General features: G+C 64.8%; 22 protein-coding genes and 1 tRNA gene. 16 read left to right on the forward strand and 7 right to left on the reverse strand.

Annotated features, from left to right (window positions below):
- The first annotated feature begins 68 nt into the window (after positions 1-68).
- The 5 genes from ACOZ9V_RS08680 to ACOZ9V_RS08700 are packed head-to-tail and all read left to right on the forward strand — an operon-like array spanning position 69 to position 3,322.
- Positions 69-230 carry a hypothetical protein gene (locus ACOZ9V_RS08680; protein ID WP_167443897.1) on the forward strand — a complete coding sequence of 54 codons (162 nt, stop codon included), beginning with the start codon at positions 69-71 and terminating at the stop codon, positions 228-230.
- Between the two features lies 1 nt (position 231).
- Positions 232-837: a nicotinate-nucleotide adenylyltransferase gene (nadD, locus tag ACOZ9V_RS08685; protein WP_139467041.1), complete on the forward strand. Its 606-nt coding sequence runs from the start codon at positions 232-234 to the stop codon at positions 835-837.
- On the forward strand, positions 830-2,299 hold the full coding sequence (locus ACOZ9V_RS08690) for a hypothetical protein (RefSeq protein WP_434595120.1): 1,470 nt from the start codon (positions 830-832) through the stop codon (positions 2,297-2,299). The genes nadD and ACOZ9V_RS08690 overlap by 8 nt, the downstream gene beginning before the upstream one ends.
- Positions 2,300-2,351: 52 nt before the next feature.
- Positions 2,352-2,729, forward strand: coding sequence for a ribosome silencing factor (rsfS, locus tag ACOZ9V_RS08695; RefSeq protein ID WP_229663911.1), 378 nt, complete (start codon positions 2,352-2,354; stop codon positions 2,727-2,729).
- Entirely contained in the window at positions 2,726-3,322 is a 597-nt protein-coding gene (locus tag ACOZ9V_RS08700; protein ID WP_434595123.1) for a histidine phosphatase family protein, read from the forward strand. The genes rsfS and ACOZ9V_RS08700 overlap by 4 nt, the downstream gene beginning before the upstream one ends.
- Positions 3,323-3,415: 93 nt before the next feature.
- Here ACOZ9V_RS08700 and ACOZ9V_RS08705 read toward each other — a convergent pair whose 3' ends face one another.
- Positions 3,416-4,555 (reverse strand): glycosyltransferase family 4 protein, encoded by a 1,140-nt coding sequence (locus ACOZ9V_RS08705; protein WP_434595126.1) that lies wholly within the window; start codon positions 4,553-4,555, stop codon positions 3,416-3,418.
- A 114-nt stretch (positions 4,556-4,669) separates the two neighbouring features.
- Here ACOZ9V_RS08705 and ACOZ9V_RS08710 point away from each other — a divergent pair, with 114 nt between their 5' ends.
- From ACOZ9V_RS08710 to ACOZ9V_RS08735, 6 genes are read left to right on the forward strand one after another with little or no spacing between them, the layout of a single operon-like run.
- The gene (locus ACOZ9V_RS08710) at positions 4,670-7,708 is read left to right on the forward strand and encodes a DUF4040 family protein (protein ID WP_434595129.1); all 3,039 of its coding nucleotides are present in this window, start codon (positions 4,670-4,672) and stop codon (positions 7,706-7,708) included.
- Positions 7,705-8,037 (forward strand): sodium:proton antiporter, encoded by a 333-nt coding sequence (locus ACOZ9V_RS08715; protein WP_139467048.1) that lies wholly within the window; start codon positions 7,705-7,707, stop codon positions 8,035-8,037. Before ACOZ9V_RS08710 ends, ACOZ9V_RS08715 begins: the two co-directional genes overlap by 4 nt.
- Positions 8,034-9,551 carry a monovalent cation/H+ antiporter subunit D family protein gene (locus ACOZ9V_RS08720; protein ID WP_139467049.1) on the forward strand — a complete coding sequence of 506 codons (1,518 nt, stop codon included), beginning with the start codon at positions 8,034-8,036 and terminating at the stop codon, positions 9,549-9,551. The genes ACOZ9V_RS08715 and ACOZ9V_RS08720 overlap by 4 nt, the downstream gene beginning before the upstream one ends.
- Complete coding sequence (locus tag ACOZ9V_RS08725) at positions 9,551-9,925, forward strand: Na+/H+ antiporter subunit E (protein WP_139467420.1); 375 nt, start codon at positions 9,551-9,553, stop codon at positions 9,923-9,925. The genes ACOZ9V_RS08720 and ACOZ9V_RS08725 overlap by 1 nt, the downstream gene beginning before the upstream one ends.
- Positions 9,922-10,182 carry a monovalent cation/H+ antiporter complex subunit F gene (locus ACOZ9V_RS08730; protein ID WP_139467051.1) on the forward strand — a complete coding sequence of 87 codons (261 nt, stop codon included), beginning with the start codon at positions 9,922-9,924 and terminating at the stop codon, positions 10,180-10,182. The genes ACOZ9V_RS08725 and ACOZ9V_RS08730 overlap by 4 nt, the downstream gene beginning before the upstream one ends.
- The gene (locus ACOZ9V_RS08735) at positions 10,182-10,571 is read left to right on the forward strand and encodes a cation:proton antiporter (RefSeq protein WP_101545629.1); all 390 of its coding nucleotides are present in this window, start codon (positions 10,182-10,184) and stop codon (positions 10,569-10,571) included. Before ACOZ9V_RS08730 ends, ACOZ9V_RS08735 begins: the two co-directional genes overlap by 1 nt.
- 45 nt (positions 10,572-10,616) lie before the next feature.
- Here ACOZ9V_RS08735 and ACOZ9V_RS08740 read toward each other — a convergent pair whose 3' ends face one another.
- Positions 10,617-11,339, reverse strand: a complete 723-nt coding sequence (locus ACOZ9V_RS08740; protein WP_434595134.1) for an alpha-ketoglutarate-dependent dioxygenase AlkB family protein — start codon at positions 11,337-11,339, stop codon at positions 10,617-10,619.
- Between the two features lie 56 nt (positions 11,340-11,395).
- Between ACOZ9V_RS08740 and ACOZ9V_RS08745 the strand changes: the two genes are divergently transcribed.
- The gene (locus ACOZ9V_RS08745; protein ID WP_434595137.1) at positions 11,396-12,064 is read left to right on the forward strand and encodes an alpha/beta fold hydrolase; all 669 of its coding nucleotides are present in this window, start codon (positions 11,396-11,398) and stop codon (positions 12,062-12,064) included.
- Between the two features lie 68 nt (positions 12,065-12,132).
- On the opposite strand, the gene ACOZ9V_RS08750 is transcribed toward ACOZ9V_RS08745, so the two are convergent.
- Positions 12,133-13,344, reverse strand: coding sequence for an NAD(P)/FAD-dependent oxidoreductase (locus ACOZ9V_RS08750; RefSeq protein WP_434595139.1), 1,212 nt, complete (start codon positions 13,342-13,344; stop codon positions 12,133-12,135).
- A gap of 162 nt (positions 13,345-13,506) precedes the next feature.
- Here ACOZ9V_RS08750 and ACOZ9V_RS08755 point away from each other — a divergent pair.
- The 3 genes from ACOZ9V_RS08755 (at position 13,507) to ACOZ9V_RS08765 (ending at position 15,522) form a co-directional block, all read left to right on the forward strand.
- Positions 13,507-13,579 (forward strand) — tRNA-Ala (locus ACOZ9V_RS08755).
- Positions 13,544-14,236 (forward strand): glycoside hydrolase family 1 protein, encoded by a 693-nt coding sequence (locus tag ACOZ9V_RS08760; protein WP_434595142.1) that lies wholly within the window; start codon positions 13,544-13,546, stop codon positions 14,234-14,236. Before ACOZ9V_RS08755 ends, ACOZ9V_RS08760 begins: the two co-directional genes overlap by 36 nt.
- Positions 14,128-15,522 (forward strand): MFS transporter, encoded by a 1,395-nt coding sequence (locus ACOZ9V_RS08765; protein ID WP_434595145.1) that lies wholly within the window; start codon positions 14,128-14,130, stop codon positions 15,520-15,522. The genes ACOZ9V_RS08760 and ACOZ9V_RS08765 overlap by 109 nt, the downstream gene beginning before the upstream one ends.
- Before the next feature lie 35 nt (positions 15,523-15,557).
- Here the strand turns inward: ACOZ9V_RS08765 and ACOZ9V_RS08770 are convergent, their stop codons facing one another.
- The 4 genes from ACOZ9V_RS08770 to ACOZ9V_RS08785 all read right to left on the reverse strand — a co-directional run bounded on the left by ACOZ9V_RS08770 (position 15,558) and on the right by ACOZ9V_RS08785 (position 19,645).
- On the reverse strand, positions 15,558-16,100 hold the full coding sequence (locus tag ACOZ9V_RS08770; RefSeq protein WP_172169292.1) for a YdeI/OmpD-associated family protein: 543 nt from the start codon (positions 16,098-16,100) through the stop codon (positions 15,558-15,560).
- A 112-nt stretch (positions 16,101-16,212) separates the two neighbouring features.
- Entirely contained in the window at positions 16,213-17,742 is a 1,530-nt protein-coding gene (locus ACOZ9V_RS08775) for a 3-hydroxyacyl-CoA dehydrogenase NAD-binding domain-containing protein (protein ID WP_434595148.1), read from the reverse strand.
- Positions 17,739-18,650 carry a 3-keto-5-aminohexanoate cleavage protein gene (locus ACOZ9V_RS08780; RefSeq protein ID WP_434595150.1) on the reverse strand — a complete coding sequence of 304 codons (912 nt, stop codon included), beginning with the start codon at positions 18,648-18,650 and terminating at the stop codon, positions 17,739-17,741. Before ACOZ9V_RS08780 ends, ACOZ9V_RS08775 begins: the two co-directional genes overlap by 4 nt.
- The gene (locus tag ACOZ9V_RS08785; RefSeq protein ID WP_434595153.1) at positions 18,647-19,645 is read right to left on the reverse strand and encodes a TetR family transcriptional regulator C-terminal domain-containing protein; all 999 of its coding nucleotides are present in this window, start codon (positions 19,643-19,645) and stop codon (positions 18,647-18,649) included. The genes ACOZ9V_RS08780 and ACOZ9V_RS08785 overlap by 4 nt, the downstream gene beginning before the upstream one ends.
- Positions 19,646-19,838: 193 nt before the next feature.
- Here ACOZ9V_RS08785 and ACOZ9V_RS08790 point away from each other — a divergent pair, with 193 nt between their 5' ends.
- Positions 19,839-21,212: a pyridoxal phosphate-dependent decarboxylase family protein gene (locus ACOZ9V_RS08790; protein WP_434595156.1), complete on the forward strand. Its 1,374-nt coding sequence runs from the start codon at positions 19,839-19,841 to the stop codon at positions 21,210-21,212.
- Positions 21,213-21,263: the final 51 nt, after the last annotated feature.

Here is a 21,263-nt window from a genome sequence, read left to right on the forward strand (position 1 = left end):
AGAAACTGAGAAGGTAACGACCCCGAAGCGCTCTGCGCGCGACGGATCACTGAGTAAGGAGAAATGACGTGAACGCAGCCATTATGGCCGCCGCGGCCGAAGGTGGGGAGCACGCAGCCCACGTGGAGCTGCCGATGGATCCGATCTGGTACGGACTCATCACCTTGGCGATCTTCATCACGATGGGCATTGTGTCTCGGTCGTGGAAGGGCATCTCGCACCGCCACTGATATGGCAGAGCACAGACGCAGAGTCGGTGTGATGGGCGGCACCTTCGACCCCGTCCACAACGGCCACCTCGTCGCGGCAAGTGAGGTCCAGGCGACCTTCGACCTCGACGAGGTGGTTTTCGTCCCCACGGGACGGCCGTATCAGAAGGACGTCGAAGAGGTCAGCAGCGCCGAGCACCGGTACCTGATGACCGTCATCGCCACGGCATCGAATCCGCGGTTCACCGTCTCCCGAGCCGACGTCGACAGACCGGGTCCGACCTACACGATCGACACGCTGCGCGACCTTGCCAGCAGCTACGGTCCCGATACCGAGTTGTTCTTCATCACCGGCGCGGACGCTTTGGCTCAGATCTTGACGTGGAAGAATGTGGATGAGCTGTTTTCCCTGGCCCATTTCGTCGGGGTCAGCCGGCCCGGGCACGAACTCCGCGGTGAGGGACTGCCGGTCGACCGACTGAGTCTCGTGCAGATCCCTGCGCTGGCGATATCGTCCACGGATTGCAGACAACGGGTGATGGATGGTGCACCCGTCTGGTACCTCGTACCGGACGGCGTAGTGCAGTACATCGCGAAATACGAGTTGTACAGGAGTGAGAATGGCTGAGGAGCAGTTCACGTCACGTCGAGCACGGCGGGAAGCCGAAAGGCTGGCGGCGGAACAGGCGTTCGAAGCACGAGAGGTTCCTGAGCAGCCGAAGGAGGCTCCGAACTCTCGCGCCGGACTCCTCAGTCCGCTGCCCCCGAAGAAGCCCGGCGCGAAACCCGCCGCCGAGACCAGTGACGACACCGTCTCGCGCATCGACCCCGAGCCCTCGCCGCGGACCAGCCACGAACGCGGCGCCCTGGCCTCGGACCACCCGCAGGAGTCCCGGCCGCCGGTACATGCCGAAGACCGTCTCGACCCGACACGAACCCCGTTGCCGCACTTCCAATCGCGTGCCGAGAAGAAGCGATACCTGCGCGAACACGGACTTTCGCAGTACGGCGATCTGTCCACCGGCGCGATGCCCGTTGTGGCCGACGAGAAGGAACTGGCCGAACGCCAGGCCGCAGCCGAAGGCCGACTGACAGGACCGATCCCGGAAGTCTCGGATTCCGAATCCGCCGACTCGAGCTCGGAATCTGCGACGCCGACAGCAGACTCCGCCGAAACTCAAGCTTCGGCAGCCGCTGCAAAGGAATCGGCAGCCGATTCGCAACCCGACGCGAAGTCCGCTGCGACGGAGCACGAATCCTATGACACCGCCGGTTTCGGGGGAGCCTCCGACGAGGTCGCCGCCCGTGACTTCGAGGCCCCTGTCACGCCTGCCTCGGCTCCGCGGCCGACGACCGTGGAGAGCGAACCCTATGACGCACTGTCGATGCCGTACTCGGCTCTCGACGGCGACGCTCCTGCACTGGGCACCGAGGACGAGCACAAGAAGCCTGCCGAGACCCCGGACGAGCCGGACCCAGAGGATCAGAACACCTCAACCGACAAGCCGACCACGAGTGCTGCCGCTGCAGCAGCCCCCGCGGATGAATCTGCACCGGAAGACAAGCCGGCTGCGAAGCCTGAGGCATATGCCGAGGACGAGTCCGAGCCTTCGTCCCGGTCGCGGCGGATGCCGATCGTGCAGCCGCCTTCGACATCCGGAGTCCGCGTCGTCACGGCCGCCTCGGCGCAGATCCCCGAGGTCGATGAACCCCGCAAGAGCGATGCTCGCGGACCGCAGACGCCGCTGTCCGATCGTGCCGACGAGCCGCAGTCCGGCTCAGACTCCGGCAGGACCGATGATTCGGGCGGCGACGCAGGCTCCGACGACGCGGCACGCGCCCTGGCCGCCAATCCGGAGACCCGGCCGATGGACGCTGTGCCCGAAGCCTGGTCGCTGCCGAATGCCGACTACGAAGACGAAGAGACCGTCAACCCTCCCGGCTCACGCATCCGTGCCAGCTCGGTGACCGGGCAGGACGGTCAGATCCTCATGGGCGAAGAGCCTTCGAAGATGCCCTATATCGTCCTCGGCGTGGCCGCGTTCTTCGCCTTGGCCCTCATTGTCATCGCCCTTGTCATGTTCCTCTGAGCAGCACCCGGGACACACCACCTCGATAACCGCATCCATGCGAAAGGATCTTGTGAGCGAGATCGCCGAATCCACCCAGCTGCTTCGAACCGCGGCCAAAGCCGCGGACGAGAAGCTCGGAACCGACATCATCGGCCTCGATGTGAGCTCCACGCTCTACATCACCGACGCGTTCCTCATCGTCTCCGCCGACAACGAACGCCAGATCGGCGCGGTCATCGACGCGATCGAACAGGAAGTGCAGCTCGTCCACGACCGCACCCCGCTGCGCCGCGAGGGCCGGGGAGGGGACTGGGTGCTGCTCGACTTCGGCGAGATCGTCGTCCATGTCTTCTCCGCCGAACAGCGCGAATACTACGCGCTCGAGCGGTTGTGGAAGGACGTCCCGGTCATTGATCTGCAGCTGCCGGAACCCGGCTCGGACACATGACGAAGACCGTTCTGTTCTGGCGTCACGGACAGACGGACTTCAACGTCGCCGGTCGGTTCCAGGGACAGTCCGATGTCCCTCTCAACGACACCGGCCGCGCGCAGGCCGATCAGGTCGCCAGGAGGCTCGCTGAACTCGGACCGGAACTCATCGTCTCCTCCGACCTCTCGCGCGCCGCTGCGACCGCCGACAGCTTGGCGACACACGTCGCTCTCGAACCCGTTCGCGATGAGCGGCTGCGCGAGACCGCCTTCGGCGAATGGGAAGGCTCCACCCGCGCCGAGGTGGCGGAGACCTGGCCGGACGAACTCGCCGAATGGGCCTCCGGAGCCGATATCGCACCTCCCGGAGGAGAATCGCGTACCCAGTCGGGTCGCCGCGTCGCCGACGCCATCACCGATATCGTGCAGTCCGCTGAAGCCTCGACGATCGCCATCGTCGCCCACGGTGCGGTGCTGCGCGCCGCCGCCGAAATCCTCCTGGAGATGAACGGGACCGGCCGGCTCGGGGTCCTTGGAAACTGCGGTCACGGAGAGTTCGGGTACACCGGCGACCGATGGGTCCTGCGCAGTTGGGGCACGCTCTCCCACTGAGTCGATCGGTCGCACCGCTGCGGGATCGGTCACAGGCCGCTGCGCCACTGCCGAGCCGCAAGCGGACATCCGTGCATCGGTGCCCGCTCGGACTCAGCCCTCTGTCTTGCGGTTGGCCGCGACTGATCTGATAAGGCCGACCAGCGAGTCTGCCGACTTCGCCCAATCGAAGACCTGTGACTGACGCCTGCCGGCCGCGGACTGCTCCGCCCACCTGCCGGCATCGGTGAGCCGGTCGACCGCGTTCGCGATCGACTGCGGATCCTCCGGGTCGAAGTATTCGGCCGCCTCGGCGGCGATCTCCCGGAAGATCGGAATATCCGACACGGCCACGGGCACTCCCTTGGCCATCGCTTCGATCACGGGCAGACCGAAGCCCTCCTCCCGCGAAGCCGTGACCAGGGCAGTCGACTCGTCGAGCAGACGGGCATACTCCTCATCGCTGATTCCCCGATGGAAGACGACCCTCGCCCGGTCGGGAATGAGGGCTCGCAGCTGAGCTTCCCTCCGGCCATCGATGCGGCTGGCGATGTGCAGGGTCCACCCCGGCAGGTGCTCGAGCGCGCGGATGAGGGATTCGACGTTCTTGTACGGCAGGAACGCACCCATGTAGATGAGCGTCTTCGCATCGTGACGGTTCACTGTCCGCGCCGGCGCGGCGACCGCCTCGGCGGCATTGGACACCACCTGCACCGGACGATCCGTCAACCGGTTTGCGGCGATGAGCTCTTTCGTCGTCTCGGAGACAGCAGCCACGGCATCGGCACGATTGAGCAGCAACCGCTGCGGGAAGAAGCTCAAGTGATACGCCCGCCACAGCAGCCTCACTGGCAGCGGCAGGTCACCCGGCGGTTCGGGGTGGGAGTAGTAGATGAGGTCGTGGATGGTCAGGATGAGTCCGTAGCGACGTCCGAACGAGCCCATCGTCTGCATCGTCGAGAACACGACATCGGCGCCCAGTGCATTGAGCTTCCCGGCGATGGCCACCTCGGCGGGGGAGGTGGGATCGCTCAGCTGCACCCACGAACATTCGGGAAGCAGAGCCAACTGAGCCTCATCGCTGATAATCATGGTCACGTCGATCTCCGTGCCCTCGACGGCCGTCAGCAGGGCCGAGAGCAGACACGAACCGTACCGGGAGATCCCGTCGTGATGAGTCGTGCGGGTGAAGCGTGCGTCGAAGAAGACCGACAGCCTCGGTGACGGTTGGAGGCTCTTTGTGCTTTTGCTCATGGAACTCCGAGTCGATAGTCTGAATCTTCGAAAGCCTGTGTCTATCAGTTTGCGCACGAAGGATCAGTGAGTGAAGGAACGATCACCTGTGCCCGCGGCCGTTGAGGCCCGGTCATGATCCTAACGCTAATCGCTCTGGCCGCACTCGTCGCACTCACCCCCGTTCTCACCCGTTCTGCGGGTCGGGAGAGCGGCTGGCCGTTGGCGATCGCCTATCTCGGCGTGGCAGCCCTGTTCACTCCCACCGCCGCCGAGGTGATGGCCGGGAGGAATCCGGAAGTGTCCTACCCCTGGATTCCCAGCCTCGGGGTGGACCTGGCGCTGCGCGCCGACGGAATCGGTGTCGTGTTCACCTATATCGCACTGATCATCGGTGCGGTCGTGTTCATCTATTCGACGCGCTATCTCAGCCCTGGACGCAATACGAGCTTCTATTGGCTGATGGTGATCTTCACCTTCTCCATGGTCGCCCTTGTGCTCACCAACGATGTGCTCGTGCTGTTCGTGTGCTGGGAGCTGACGTCCCTGGCATCGTTCTTCCTCATCGCCCGGTCCGGATCCCCCGGGCAGGCACCGGCCCTGCGGACGATGTTCTTCACCTTCATCGGCGGCCTCAGTCTGCTGGTGGCCACCGGAGTGATCATCGCCGTGACGGGGACGACGAACCTCGCCGAGGCGATCAGCTCCCCGGTGTGGGCGGGCCAGCCCGAAGTCACGACGCTCGTGGCCCTGCTCGTCGGCGTTGCAGCCATGACGAAGTCGGCTCAGTTCCCGTTCCACCCATGGCTGCCCGATGCGATGGCCGCCGCCACCCCTGTTTCGGCCTATCTGCATGCCGCAGCCGTCGTCAAGGCCGGCATCTTCCTCATGCTCCGGTTCTCACCGACCTTCCACGCCACGCCGGCATGGAACGTCCTGCTCGTGACGGCAGGACTCCTCACTGCCTGCCTGGGCGGCTGGTTCGCGCTCAACCAACATGACGTGAAGAAGCTCATGGCCTATTCGACCGTGTCCCAACTCGGTCTCATCACCGCGGTCATCGGGGTCGGCACCGAGGCTGCGATCGCCGCCGCCACCCTCCACGTCATCGCGCATGCACTCTTCAAGTCCGGCCTGTTCATGATGGTCGGCGTCGTCGACCACCTCGCCGGCACCAGAGACCTCGCACGGATTCCGAAGCTCATGCGCACCGCCCCGGCGGCATTCACCGTGATGATCATCGGCTGTGCGTCCATGGCCGGGATTCCGCCGCTGTTGGGATTCGTGTCAAAGGAGGCACTGTTCGCAGCGCTGGGGGAGACCCCGGGCGGACCCTGGGCCGGCTGGGTGGCTCTGCTCGTCGCCGTGGGTGCCTCGGTGCTCACCTTCGCCTACTGCGCGAAGACGGTCTGGGGCAGCTTCATCGACGGCCGCGAACCCGAGGAGCGCCGCATCCACCGCGGTTCACCCGTCATGCTCATCGCAGCGGCCCTGCCGATCCTGGCCTCGGTGCCCCTGAGCTTCGTCCTGTTCCTCCTCGACACCCCGCTCGACCAGGTGGTGCGGGCAGCGGTGCCGACAGCCTCGGAACATGTGCACCTGGCGCTGTGGCACGGGTTCAACATCGAACTGCTCGCCTCCGGGCTCATCATCGTCATCGGCGTGTTCATCATCCTCCGCCGATCACGAGTCTTCGTCTTCTTCCACAAAGCCACGCTGCCCTTCGACGGAGCCGATGTCATCGACTCACTGACGAAGACTCTCAAACGGCTGGGATACGGGCTCTCCGCCTTCGTCCGTCCCATGAACTCAGGGCCCTATCTCGCTCTGTCCTTAGGTGGGCTGAGTGTGCTCGCCATCGGGGCCCTGCCTGTCGTCTTCGCCGAACTGCCGCCGCTGCAGGAGAACCTCAGCCGTCCGGTGGACATCATTCTGCTCATCCTCATCACCGTGGCTGTGCTCGTCCTCTGCACCTCGCACTCACGACTGACCACCGTTGTGGCGCTCTCGGCCATCGGCATCCTCGCCACCGTGCAGATCCTCGCTCTCGGCGCCCCCGACGTCACCCTGACACAGCTGCTCGTCGAAGCGATGACGATCATCGTCATCATGCTCGTGCTGCAGAAGCTGCCGCGCTCGTTCTGGAAGTACCCGAAGCGCAAGCAGACACCGCGTCTGCTCCTGGCGATCATCGTCGGCGCGAGCGTCGCCGGACTGACTCTGGCGCTCAACGGCCGTCGGGAACGCTCCGCCCTCGGCCAGTACTATCTCGACAAGGCTCCGGAGATCAGCGGCGGAGACAACATCGTCAATACCATCCTCGTCGAATTCCGTGCACTCGACACCCTCGGTGAGCTGACCGTCCTCGGCATGGCCGGAATCGCGATCGTCGCGGTGATGTCGACGGTCAAGGACAAGTTCATCGACCCGCCGGCCGAGAACATCCCGGAACCGCCCAGGCCCCCGTGGGTGTCGATCCGCCCCAAAGGCACCACCGCATATCGAGCTGTCCACGAGGCGTGGCCGAACGTCATCCCTCTGCAGCTGACTCTGAAGGTTCTCGGGCCGCTGCTGGCGCTGAGCTCCCTGCTCATCTTCTGGCGCGGTCACAATTCTCCGGGAGGCGGATTCATCGCCGCCCTCGTCGGTTCCGCCGTCATCGGTCTGGCCTACCTGTCCACGCCGAAGGACCGGGCACTCGGTCCGCCGCGCGCGCCGCTCTATCTCATCGGCTCCGGAGTCGCCACGGCGGTGGTCACAGGAATCATCGGTCTCCTGCTCGCCGGTTCGTTCCTCCAGCCCATGCACACGGAATTCGCCGGTCAGCATTGGACGACATCGATGCTCTTCGACGTCGGCGTCTACTTGGCGGTACTCGGCCTCATGCTGCTCTCGTTCAACCTCCTCGGTGTCTCGGACTCCGCGGCCACGCCGGCCGGAGACGATGTGCTCACCAACGGCATCATCCGCCGCGACGTCGAACGCACCCGCGAACGTGCCGATGAACTGCTCTACGGTGAGCTGAGCGGTCCGATGGAGGCCATCCGCGGGGAACGCCCCGAACGCAGCCGCCGCCGCGGCGTCGAAGCGTCCGGGGAGGCGAAGGTGCGCGCGAATTCGACGCATATCCTCCACGGGGATCCACCAGCCGACGGAGATGAGGAGGAAGCATGATCCTGGCACTGACGATCGGCGTCCTCACCACAGGCGGCGTCTACCTCATGATGCAGCGCTCCATGGTCCGGGGAGTCTTCGGTCTCACCCTCATCTCCCATGCCGCGAACTTCATCCTGCTCTCGGCTGGCGTCGGCGCGTGGAGAGGGGAACCTCTGGCCGGGCGCGGTGACCTCGCCGAGGCGGCCGATCCGCTGCCTCAGGCCTTCGTCCTCACCGCCATCGTCATCACCTTGGCGGTGACCATCTTCATGCTCGCGCTGGCCGTGCTCGGCCACGATGACGATCAGAAACGCAATCCCGAGACAGGGGAGGAGCGCGACTCATGAACTCCGCACTGCTCCTCCTGCTCATCGGCATCCCGCTCCTGGCCTCGGCCCTGAGCGTGCTCATCACCTCACGCACCTTCGACCGGCTGCTCCTGCTCGCCGTTCCTGTGCTCGTCGGCGGCAGTGGCATCGTCCTGCTCGGGGTGCACGCCTCGACCTCGGTGATCGCCCATTCGGTCGGTGACTATGTGCCCGGCCTGGCGATCGTGTTCGTCTCGGACACGTTCACCGCGCTCATGCTCGTGCTCACCTCGCTCGTAGCGCTCGTCAGCAGCCTGTTCCTCATCTCCACCGGAGAGGACCAGTACAGATTCGTCCCGGCCCTCATCCTGATGATGCTCACCGGCGTCTACGGTGCGCTGCTGACCGGTGATCTGTTCAACTTCTTCGTCTTCGTCGAAGTGATGATGCTGCCCGCTTACGCTCTCATCGCCGTCACCGGTACCTGGCGCAGGCTCGGCATCGGACGTCTCTACGTCATGGTCAACCTGCTGACCTCGACGATGCTGCTCATCGGTGTCGGGTTCGTCTACGGAGCCACCGGAACCGTCAACCTCGCTGTCCTGGCAGATCAGGGCCGCCCGACCGGACAGGCCGCAATCGCTCTGGGCGTGGTGCTGCTCTCCCTGTTCGTCAAGGCCGGCGGCGCGCCCTTCCACGGGTGGCTCGTCCGCTCCTATCCGAACACCTCGGCGGGAATGATGTCGCTGTTCTCCGGTCTGCATTCGAAGGTCGGGCTCTATGCGATCTATCGCATCTACACCACCGTCTACGGTGAACCTGCCCCGTGGGCGACCGTCATCCTCATCGTCGCGGTGGCCAGCATCCTCATCGGTGCGGTCTCCGGATTCGGGCAGGTGCGGGTGCGCAACGTGCTCGGATTCCAGATGACGGCCGGTGTGGGCCATATCCTCATCGGCGTCACACTGCTGACTTCGGCGGCTCTCGGTGCCGGTGCTTTCTACATGATGCACCACATGATCACGATGGCAGGCCTCCTGCTCATCATGGGTGCCGTCGAACAGACCTACGGCACCGGTTCCTTCCGCAAGCTCTCGGGGCTCGCCTCACGAGAGCGGTGGGCGACCGTCCTCATGATCCTCGGACTCTTCTCACTCGTCGGTCTGCCGCCGACCTCGGGACTGTGGGGCAAGGTCGGACTCGTCAGGGCCTCCACGGACACCGGCGGCGGCTTCGGATGGGTCCTGGTCGCCGTCATCGTCGCGGGCGCACTGATCAGTCTGCTGGCGCTTCAGCGCACCTGGCGCAACACTTTCTGGGGACCGCCGATGCAGACGTTCCGTCCGGACTCGGCTGAGACCGGGCGTGCTCCGGCCGAACCGATCACGCGCAGCGTGCGCATCCCGGGCCGACTACTGGTGCCCGCCACGATCATGATCGGGCTGTCCGTTGCGCTCTTCTGCTTCCCGGAGCCTCTGCTCGCCCTCACGCATCGGGCAGCCGAAGGTCTGCTCGATCACAGTGACTACATCGAGGCGGTGATGGCACCGTGATGCGAGTCATCCACGGCATCTCATACGTCGGCTTCATCGTCTGGGCGATCATCACGGGCTCGGCGACCATCATCTCCCGACTCTTCCGCAGCGACTACGCCCAGCCGATGATCGTCGAACTGCCGATGCGCTGCGCCACCGACCTCGAAGTCACGCTCTTCGCATCGTCGATCACCATCACTCCCGGCACCCTGGTGACAGCGATCGCCGCCGGCACGTCGACGACCCCGCCGGTGATCTTCGTCCATGCTCTGTTCGAGGAGTCGGAGGAATCCGCTCTCGACGGACTCATCGATATGGAATCCCGACTGCTGTCCATGACCCGCGGACGAGCACCGGGGCCACACGCCGATCCGCAGGGAGGCCGTCCGTGATCGTCATCGCAAGCATCTGTGCGGTCATCCTCGCCGCCGCCATCATCATCGGCCTCATCCGCGTGCTCACTGCTCGCGATCAGGGCTCACGCGCGGTGGTCTCGGACCTCATCTACTTCTCGGCGATCGCCATCGTCACCATGCTCGGCATCACCGTGTCCTCGTCGATCGTCCTCGATGTGATCTTCCTGTCGTCCATGGTGGGCATCCTCGCCACGATCGCTCTGTCCCGAATCCTCACGAGGGGGCACCGCTGATGAATGAAGCACTCGCCACGACCCTCGTCGGGATCTTCGGGATCACCGGCTCCCTGCTGCTGCTCGGCTCCGCTCTGGCGATGTTCAGGGTTCGTGATGCCCTGTCTCGGATCAATGTGTTCTCTCCGGCCACCGGACTGGGTATGCCGTTCATCGTCATCGCGGCCTTCATCTACGACCTCTACGCGTCCGGGTTCTCCTGGAGTTCGCTGATCATGGCGGTCATCGCCGTGCTGTGCCTGATCATCGTGTCCTCGGTTGCGAGCAACACCCTGGCCAGGTCGGCGGTGCTGTCCGGACAGCCGGTGTTCCGGAAGACGTCACCGAATCGGCTTGCAGCGCCGCCCGAAGGGGTTGTCGACATCGACCCCGACGCGAAGGACTCCTGAGCCGACTCAGTCAGTCGGGTCTGCCCGGCCATTGATCACGTGAGCTCAGTTCCGTCCGGTCGTGCGCATCGTGATGTTGATCCTGCCCCCGCCGAGGTGGTTCAGTCGTCCCGCATCCGGTGCAGTTCCCGGCTGGATCGACCTGACCCCGTGGAAGGCGAAGCGGGCAGGGCCGCCGAAGACGAAGGCGTCACCCGAGGCCAACCGCAGATCCTCGAAGGGACGGTTGCGGGTCTCCGTGTTCCCGAACCGGAAGAGGCAAGTATCGCCCAATGACAAGGAGACGACAGGAGCAGGATCGAATTCGTCCTTGTCTTGGTGCATACCCATCTTCGCGTGCTCGTCGTAGTAGTTCACGAGGGCCACATCCGGGTGGTAGTCGGCGGGGTCGAATCCCCACGCGGCGGCTGTACCCGGGGCGAGATCCGGTGTGGCCTCGACGACCGCTGCTGTGGACTGCAGAACCTGGCGGCCCAGACGGGTCATCCAATCGGGGAAGGGCAGCACCACCTTGTCGTTGACGTCGACGGCGCGGCGGTTGTAGCGCCCGGGCTGCCAATGCCAGCCCAGCCCGATCGTCGTGACACTCATCGGATGCCCTGCGATCGTCGTCGCATGGGGAGGAACCGGACCGGACTGCCAATCGGCATAGCGGGCGATGATCCACTGCTGCGCCTCGGCGCTGAGGAAACCCGGTACCCAGACCGCGCCGGGGGCGACTATTTTCGGTCGGCGGTCGAAGGCCTCATCGGCGAAGAGCGAATCCATGTCTACCAGGATGCCAGAGCGGGATCTAGAATGATCACGAGACCCGAGGAGTCGCGATGAACGCCGCCAATCCGCAATTGATCTTCCTCCACGGCGCCGGTGAGCGCGCCGACGTCTGGGACGACGTCATCGCCGAACTGCCGGCCGATTGGTCGTGCAAAGCCATCGACCTCGGCGAACTCGGCGTCATCGACGATGGAATGTTCGACTTGTCCGACGCCGCGGATCGAGTACTGCAGACAATCGAAGCGGAGCAGTCGACAGTGGTCTGCGGACTCTCCCTCGGTGCGATGGTGGCGACGGTGGTCGCGGCCCGGGCCGACCCCGGCGCACTCGACGCGCTGATTCTCTCCGGTGGACAGGTGAGGCCGCCGAAGTGGATGATGCGCCTGCAATGGCAGATCTCCATCCGACTGCCGGAACGGGCATTCGCCGCATACGGATCGACGAAGTCCGAGACCTTGGCTATGTACGCGGCGGTCGAAGCCGCCGATCTGCGGGACCGCCTCGGCGAGGTGAGGGTGCCGACTGCGGTGTGGTGCGGAACGCGGGACATCGCGAACAGGCCTGCGGCCAGGGAGTTGGCGGAAGGCATCGACGGGGCCGAACTCCGGTTCGTCCCCGGGATGGGCCATTACTGGCACCGCAGTCATCCAGCGGCGTTCGCAGCGCATCTGCGCGAATTCCTCTCTGCCACGTCGGTACGCACGCCGCGGGGCCGGTGACATTCGGTCACCGGCCCCGCGGCGTCGACGATGGATCGGCGATCGGTCCGACTCGGACGTTCTCGGACTCAGAGTTCGCCGACCGGCACCTGTTCGTCGGCGAGACGGTCGGCGCTGACTTCCTTGCCGATGAGGGCGCGGAGCTCGTCGCCGTAGTCCCAGACATTGACGTTCATGGCCGCGGTGACCTTGCCGGCTCGGTGCCAGAACACGATGAATTCGCCGCTGGACTTGTCGCCGCGGATGACGACGTCGTCCTCGGATTCGCCTTGACCGACGTATTCCATGCCGAGGTCGAACTGGTCGGTGTAGAAATACGGCTGCCAGTCGTAGGTCTTGGCCCCGCCGCTGATCGTCGAGGCTGCGACCTCGGCCTGGCGAACTGCATTGTCCCAGTGCTCGACGCGCAGACGTTCACCGCGCAGAACGTTCTTCGCATTCGCGATATCGCCGATGGCAAAGATGCTGCCATCAGAGGTGCGCATCTGTTCGTCGACGATTACGCCGTTCTCGGTCGTCAAACCCGCCGAGGTGGCCAGATCGAGGGCGGGATCCGCGCCAATTCCGATGACGACGAGATCGGCGGGTACACTTACGGCAGACGTTTCGACGGCCTCGACAGCGGAGTCACCGGTGAAGGCTGTCGTGTCCGCGTTCTTGAGGAAGTTCACTCCGTTCTTTCGGTGCAGGTCTTCGAAGTACTCTCCGAGCTCCTGCCCGAGGACACCGGAGAGCGGGGGAGCATCGGTGTGGAGGATGACCGTGACATCGCAGCCGTGAGACTTCGCTGCGGCCGCAACTTCGAGGCCGATCCAGCCGCCGCCGATGATCGCGACTTTCTTGCCCTCACCGAACTGGGACCGGATGGCCACGGCATCCCCGGCGTCGCGGAGAGTGTGGATATTGCCCAGTTGAGCGCCGGGGACATCAAGAGTTCGGGGCACCGATCCGGTCGCGAGGATCACCTGACCATAGGACAGGTCACCGCCGTCGTCGAGAGTGAGGGTCTGAGCATCTGTGTCGACCGCGGTCACCGAGGTGCCGAAGAACGTCTCGACGTCGTGGGCCGAGTACCAGTCTTCTCCTCGGAGGGCCGAGTCGGCGGGATCCGAACCCTCGATCATCACCTTCTTCGACAGATCCGGGCGGTAGTACGGAGCCGCGGGATCGGTGCCGACGAGCGCGATCCGAGCGGTGTAACCGGCATCCCGCAGCGATTCGACCACGGTGCCTCCTGCCAGGCCTGCGCCGATGACGACTGTTCCGAATTCTTCTGCCATTGTCGGTCCTTTCGTAGAGGGGACTCTCGTTCGACTGTACTCGCCGAGTTCAAGTGGCTCCACCGGGCCCGCCCCAGGTGACACACTGTGCCTCACGAGGTCCCATACCGCTCGTGCGATTTTGATCAAGGGCAGGGGGCAGGCGTAAGCTGAAGTCGAAAAGGGGCTATAGCTCAGTTGGTAGAGCGTCTCGTTCGCAATGAGAAGGTCAGGGGTTCGATTCCCCTTAGCTCCACGCATCTCTCCGTCGACTGCCGACGACCAGACCGCTGCCGACCTGCTCGATGCGATTCACAACCGCCTCTTCACTGACCCGCTGCTCACGGGACGATATCCCGACCTCAGCCCCTTCGGCGTCGAGCTGCCGGTGGCCGACGGCGATATGGACCTCATCTCCGCACCGAACGAGGTCTACGGCTTCAACTACTACAATCCGACCACGGTCCGTGCCTCGGCAGGACCGGTGCCGTTCGAGATGGTGCTCACACCCGGGGCGCCCGTGACCGGGTTCGGTCCCATGTGGCCGATCCGACCGGACACGATGCGCGACTTCCTCATCGACATGGGTCGACGCTACGGGACCGCACTGCCGCCGATCATCATCACCGAGAACGGAGCGTCGTTCCCCGAACCCGACACCACCGATACGGAGATCATTGATTCCGAGCGGATCGACTATCTGCGTGACCACCTCGGCGCGGTGATCGAAGCGAATGCAGCAGGTGTGCGCATCGACGGGTACACCGTCTGGTCGCTGTTGGACAATTTCGAATGGGCCGAAGGATGGAGCCAGCGCTTCGGCCTCGTCCACGTCGATATGAACACCGGAACGCGGACACCGAAGGCGTCCTTTCGCTGGTATCGGGATCTCATCTCCGCGGTTCGGCCATGAGCGCGGTCAGCCCTCCGCCTCACCCAGGCGGCTCCGTTTCGCGAGTACGTGTATCGGTTGGGTGGATGGTGTGGTTCACACTCGCCTGGTTGGCGATCTGGACGGTTCAGCTGACACCGATCCAACTCCTCCTGCCACTTCAGCTCGACACTCAGAGCGGACACTGGATCGACGGAGTCGTCTGGTCCGGACTCGTCCTCTCGGCCGGCGGCCTGGCAGGTATCGCTGCCGCCCCCGTGGCCGGTCGGCTCTCCGACCGCACCCGGTTGCGGTACGGCCGGAGACGTCCTTGGGCGATCGGAGGATCGGTGGTCGCCGCACTCGGTCTCGTCCTCACCGGCAGCGCGGAAGGACCCCTGCTGGTCGGGGCGGCGTGGGTGGTCACCTCGGTCGGCGTATCCGTGGCTTCTTCGGCGCTGACTGCACTCATCGCCGATCAGCTCGATGAGCAGCGCGGTGCAGCCTCCGCTGCAGCCAGCTCGGCTCAAGCGGTCGGCGTCGTCGTCGGCGTGGCCGTGATCGTGCTGCTCGGCCTGAGCGCCGGCGCATCCTATGCGGTGCTGGCCTGCTTCATCCTCGTCATCGGCACGGTCACTGCGCTGCTGCTGCCCGATCCGCCGCTGCCGCATGCCGCCGTGCTCGAGTTCCATGCCCGTCGTGATCTCATTCGGCCGCGGGTATCCTCACTTGTCGACCCGAGCTTCACCCGGCTGCTCCTCAGCCGCTTCATCGTCAACGTCGGCAATTCGTTCGGAACGTCGCTGCTGCTGTTCTTCCTGCTCTACGGGATCATGATCCCCGCCGCCGACGCCGAGAACCGCCTGCTCATCCTCATCGTCATCTACACGGTCTTCGTGGTGGCGGCCTCGATCCTCGTCGGCATGGTCACGGACAGACGAGGCAGCCGACGCTTCTGGACAGTCATCGCCGCACTCGTCCAGGCCTGTTCGGGAATCATCATCCTCATCAGCCCGAACTTCACCATGACAGCAGTGGCGGCCGGAGTCATGGGGGCCGGATACGGAGCCTACATGGCGGTCAGCCTCGCCCTGGCCACGGACCTTCTGCTCGAGCCGGACGACCATGCTCGCGACCTCAGTCTCGTCAACAGCTCCGCGAACCTCGGACAGCTGATCGGTCCGCTCCTGGGCGCCGGGCTCGTTGCCTTGGTCGGTGGGTTCTGGCTGCTCTTCGCGGCCGCCGCGGTCGTCTCCGTGCTTGGAGCAGGACTGACGCTGACTGTGCACCCGGCACGTGCCGTGCTGCGGGCTCCGCAGCCGGACTGAAGCTCATCCGACTCGTCGGTCGGATGAGCTCTAGCTCAGGCCAGCCCGAGCAGCTTTCCGCTCTTCGACAGTTCCGGGTCCGTACATGAGGACAGATCGAAGCAGCAGGGACGACGTTTGCCGGACTCGAGCTTCGAGATTGCGACGTCGACACGGCGTGCCCGTGTATCGGCGTTCTTCGTCGACTTGATCCAGCGCACCCATTCCCACCGGGCCATCGGCGTGAGTCCGGCCCAGACATCGTCGAGATCACCGGCGCCGTCGAGAGCCGCACGGAGGTCCGAGGGAACCGTCACCTCCGGCCAGTTCTTCGTCGGCGTCAGGCCGACCTCGATCCCCGCTCCTTCTCTCTTCCCAAGCTTCTCCCACTGGTCGTCATCGAGACTGATCCAATGACCACGGCGTCCGTCGGGTTCGATGACAGTGCTGAAATCGGTGCCATCGAGGGTGCCCGTGACTGCGACCTGGCCGCGTGAGGGCAGCTGATCGCTGGCGTCCTGAGGCAGGCGCAGAATCGGCCGGTCGAAGAGCAGCTCGGCGTTCGCAGTGAAAGTGACGTCGGCAGTCGTGGCGGTCATGGTGACTCCTCAAAGTACGGATGCTCGGGTCGGGACACTCGGCTTCTGTTGAACCAATGATTTTCAGAATAGCGGCACGAGGCGGTGCCGGCTTCTTGATTCCTGACGTACTTCAGCCGATCGCCCGACCCACCCAATCCGGGCGCTCCATGTCGATCTGTGAGATCCGTTCCGCCACGGTGTCCGGGAAGGACACGACTCGGTCCTCCGCCTGGTCGACGTGGAGGGCCATGATCTCTTCGGTCGATACGAGCCGGTCACCGACGTACATCTCATAGGCCAGGTGCAGCTTCTTCTCAGCGGCACTCACGAGGTGCGGGACGACGGTGAGCCTATCGCCGAGGGCCGCCTCGTCGAGGTAGCGGATATGGGATTCGACGGTGTACAGGGACGCCTTCGCGCTTACCCGGTAGGCGGCATCGAGGCCGAGCTGATCCATCACCTGATCGGTGGCGAAACCGAACACGAGGACGTAGAAGGCTTCGGACATGTGCCCGTTGTAGTCGATCCACTCGGAAACGACTTCGGTGCTGTATGACCCGAGTGTTGTCGCCGAGGCGACCCTTGACATCGGTGCGGACGTCGGGGTCGCAGCAGAGGAGGGGGGAGCGCCTGCCGCGCCGTCCGCAGACTCACCGCCGACGGAGCCTGCCGTGGTGGTGGCCAACTGGTCGGTGAGCCGACGCAGGGCGATGATTCCGGCATCACGATGCGCCACGAGGTCGGCGATGGAGCGGTCACCGGCCTCGATATCGCAGCCGGCGACGACATCGTCACGCAGCTGTTGACTGAGCTCCGGGGCGGTCAGCCGCGTCCACGGAGACTTCAGCGAGGGGCCGAAATGGTCGAGCATATGCGCCATTCCGCCCTCGCCGCCGGCGAGGTGGAACGTGAGCATCGGTCCCTGGAACGGCCACCGCAGACCGGGGCCATCGGTGATCGAGCGGTCGATCTGCTCGACCGTGGCCTCGCCCTGCTCGACCATGTACAGGGCCTCGCGCCACTGAGCTTCCTGCAATCGGTTGGCGATGAAGCCGGGGACTTCGCGGTCCATGCGGATGACGGACTTGCCGATATGGCTGAAGAAGCCGGCGGCCCAGTCGACGGCGGCAGCAGATGTGGACCGGCCGCCGACGACCTCGACCAAGGGGATGAGGTAGGGCGGGTTGAACGGGTGGCCGACGACGAGTCGTTCGGGGTGGGCCGCCTCGGTGGCCATTTCGGTCATGCTGTATCCCGAGGTCGACGAGCTGATCACGATATTCAGTGGGCACACGTCGTCGATCTGGGCGAGCAGTCCGCGCTTGAGGGCGAGGTCCTCGGGTGCGGACTCCTGGACGAATCCGGTGCCGGCGACCGCCTCGGCGAGGTCGGTGTGGATCGACCAGGCGGTGCGGTCGGCTGACTCGGCCATGTCGAGTTCGGCCAGGGCCGGCCAAGCCGCATCGAGGAGGCGCCCGAATTTCTCGCCGGCGTCCGGAGCCGGGTCCCAGATCTTCACCCGGTAGCCCTGTGCGAGGAAGTATGCGGCCCAGCCGCCGCCGATCGTTCCAGCGCCGACGCAGGTGATGGTGTCGATCGCGTCGAAGCCGAGGAACTCCGGCGTGTCGGGAAGGGGCGCGGCGGGGGTGGAATCGTTCACAGATCGCCTCCGGTGATGGTCGGTGTCTGCACGCGCAGATCGAGGATCTCGCGGGCCTCGTCAGGAGTGGCCACGGATGCGCCGAGGCCGGTGATGATGTCGACGGCACGAGCGGTGAGATCGGCGTTCGTGGCCTTGACGCCCTTGGACATGTAGAGGTTGTCCTCGAGTCCGACGCGGGCATGACCACCGGCGAGCACGGAGTGGGCCACCCACGGCAGCTGGTTGGCACCGATGGCGAATGACGTGAACTGCGCACCTTTGGGCAGCATGTTCACCATTGCAGCCAATAGGCCAGGGTCGGCCGGAGCACCGTAGGGGATGCCCATGCACAGCTGGTACAGGGGCGGAGCGTCGATGAGTCCCTCCTCGACCAGTACATTGGCGAACCACAGGTTGCCGGTGTCGAAGATCTCCATTTCCGGGCGCACCCCCAGGGTCTGGATGCGCTTCGACCCTTCGCGGAGCATGTCAGGAGTTGAGACGTAGAGGTTCGAACCTTCGCCGAAGTTGAGGCTGCCGCAGTCGATCGTGCAGATCTCGGGCAGCAGCTCCTCGACGTGGGGGAGTCGGTCCAGGGCGTTGATGAGATCGGTGCCCGGCATCGTGGTCAGCGGATCCTGCGGATCGATGACGAGGTCGCCGCCCATTCCGGCGGTGAGGTTGATGACCGGGTCGACATCGGCGGCGCGGACGCGACGAACGACCTCACGATAGTACGCGACCTCCCGTGAACCCTGTTTCGTCTCGAGGTCGCGGACATGGACATGGACGACCGACGCCCCGGCGCGGGCCGCGGCAATGGCATCGTTCGCGATCTCTTCGGGGCTGACGGGAACGTGTTCGCTCTTGCCGGTGGTGTCCCCGGCTCCTGTGACGGCACAGGTGAGGATGACCTTGCGGTTCATGATGACTCCTTCAGTCGATCGGCGGTTGTTGCGGTTGCGGATTTTGTGTCGGTCGTGGGTTGTTCTGCGGCGGACGGCGCGGCTGCTGTACTCGCAGCGGTCGCTTCCTGCGACGGATGCATGATGGCGCGATCGAGGTAGGAGCGCAGACGCCGGGAGAAAGTCTCGGTGTCCATCACCCCGGTGAGCACCTTGATGCCGAGTCCGTCGAGGAGGGAGGTGAGCTCGTCGGCCATGGCACGTGGATCGCCGGCTCGGAAGCAGCCGGTGCGCTGACCGTCCTCGAGCGTCGTCTGGACGGTGCGCGACCAGCGTTCGTAGCTGAGCGGATAGTTCGACAGGGCCGAACCTTCGAGGGCCATTCGAGTCCACGTCTGCAGCCAGATCGACCATTCGCCGCGTTCCGTGCGTCCCAGTGGGGACTGCAGCTTCAGCAGACTTTCGAGTCTCTGCGCGGGGTCCGCGATGTCGTCGAGCCACGCGATCTGACGGTCGAAGGCGAGTTTGACCGAATAGTCGAGAGCGGCATCGAAGAGCTCGGATTTGTTGGCGAAGTAGTAATGGATGCTCGGCGCCGAGACCCCGGACGCCGCCGCGATATCGGCGATGCGCACCGCGTCGAAGCCGTACCGGCCGAACAGCGTCCACGCCGTCTCGGCGATCGTGCGTCTCGGGTTGGCGTCGTCGTCGCTGACTGCCGCGGCTGCTGGGTTCGGCGGAAGCGCGGAGACCTGGGACTCGTCGCCGAGCAGCCACCGGACGGTCACACCTGTGGCGGTGGCCACGCCGAGGAGCTCATCGGCAGTGAAGCGGCGGCGACCTGACAGCGCCTTGGACAGCTTCGTCTCGTCGATGCCGATCACAGAGGCGATCTTGCGCTGCTTCAATCCGGACCGCCGGATGGCGTCCCGGACGCGGAGTCCGGTGGCCTCGGAGCCCCTGTCGATCGTGCCGCGGGAATGATCCCCGGCTTCGGTCGTCTGCCCTCCTGTCATGGTGCCGAACCTACCTCAGCAACAAGTCCGCTCGCAAGTAAATATGAATAAGAGTCAGAACTTGCGATCCGTGGCCATGGAGAAGAATTCGTGTCGATCCGAACCGTCCGAGGCACCACAAATCGGTTCTATGCGGTTAGTCTCGTTATCGGTGGGCGATCCCCATCACCATCGACCGCGCCGAGGAGCCCCAATGACCGACAGTCTTCATTCCCGCATGCACGTCGTCTCCGATGAGACCCGAAACCTCGTGAATCTCGTGCTCGAGTACTCGCGTCGTCGGACTCTGGCCGAGGACACCCCGCTCGACCATCCGACCTCGGAAGCCGAGCTGCGTCGACTGGCCGGTCCCACCGTCACCGAGGAGGGGCTGGGATCAGCTCGGGCGCTGGCGATCTTCGAGCACATCTTTGCTCCGGCCTGTATCTCCACCGACCATCCGAAGTACCTGTCGTTCATCCCCAGCGCTCCCACGAAGGCGGCTGTCGCCTTCGACCTGGTCGTCTCCGCCAGCGCTCTCTACGGCGGTTCGTGGCTCGAAGGTGCCGGAGTCGTCCATGCAGAGAACGAAGTCCTGCGCTGGCTGGCGGGAGAGTTCGGGCTGCCCGCTGGAGCCGGGGGAGTCTTCGTCCAAGGAGGTACGATCGGCAACCTCTCAGCTCTCGTCGCCGCCCGCAACGCACAGAAGGAGAAGCTCGGTGAGACTCGGCCGGGACGCTGGGTGATCGTGTGCAGCGCCGAAGCCCACTCCTCGGTCGCCTCCGCTGCCGAGGTCATGGATGTCGATGTCGCCCCGGTGGCCACCGGCGAGGACGGGATCCTGCGTCCCGACGGCGTGCGTGAGGCCCTGCTCGAACACGGGGACGCCGTGATCGCGGTGGTCGCCACCTCGGGGACGACGAACTTCGGCACCATCGATGACATCGCCGGCATCGCCGCTCTCAAGGACGAGTTCGACTTCTGGCTCCACATCGACGGCGCCTACGGTCTGGCCGCGATGCTCTCGCCGCAGGCACGCCACAAGTTCGCCGGAGTGGAGAAGGCCGATTCGCTCATCGTCGACCCTCACAAATGGCTCTTCGCTCCCTTCGACGCCTGTGTGCTCATCTACCGCGATCCGAATTCGGGGAGGCGAGCGCACACGCAGAAGGCCGAATATCTCGATACGCTCACCGACGCTCAGGATTGGAGCCCCTCAGACTTCGCCATCCAGCTGACGCGGCGACCGCGTGGGCTGCCGCTGTGGTATTCGCTGGCCAGCTATGGTGCCGAAACGTATCGGGAGGCGATCGGCCATTCGATCGATCTGGCGCGTGAGATCGCCACGGAGATCAAGCATCGAGAGCATCTGCGGCTCGTGCGCGAACCCGAACTCTCGGTCGTCGTGTTCGAACGCGACGGTTGGCAGCGGTCGGATTATGATGCATGGTCGGATCGTCTGCTCGAGGACCAGCGCGCTTTCGTCGTCCCGAGCTCGCACCAGGGGCGGCCGAATGCCAGGTTCGCGATCGTCAATCCGCTGACGACGTTCGACGATCTCACCGACATCCTCGATTCGATGGAGTGAATGGATGCGTTCGATCCGTCCTTCACTGAGGTCCTCGATCTTCTGAGGGCC

The sequence above is a fragment of the Brevibacterium sp. 1718 genome, from assembly GCF_051131255.1.
Lineage (GTDB): Bacteria > Actinomycetota > Actinomycetes > Actinomycetales > Brevibacteriaceae > Brevibacterium > Brevibacterium sediminis.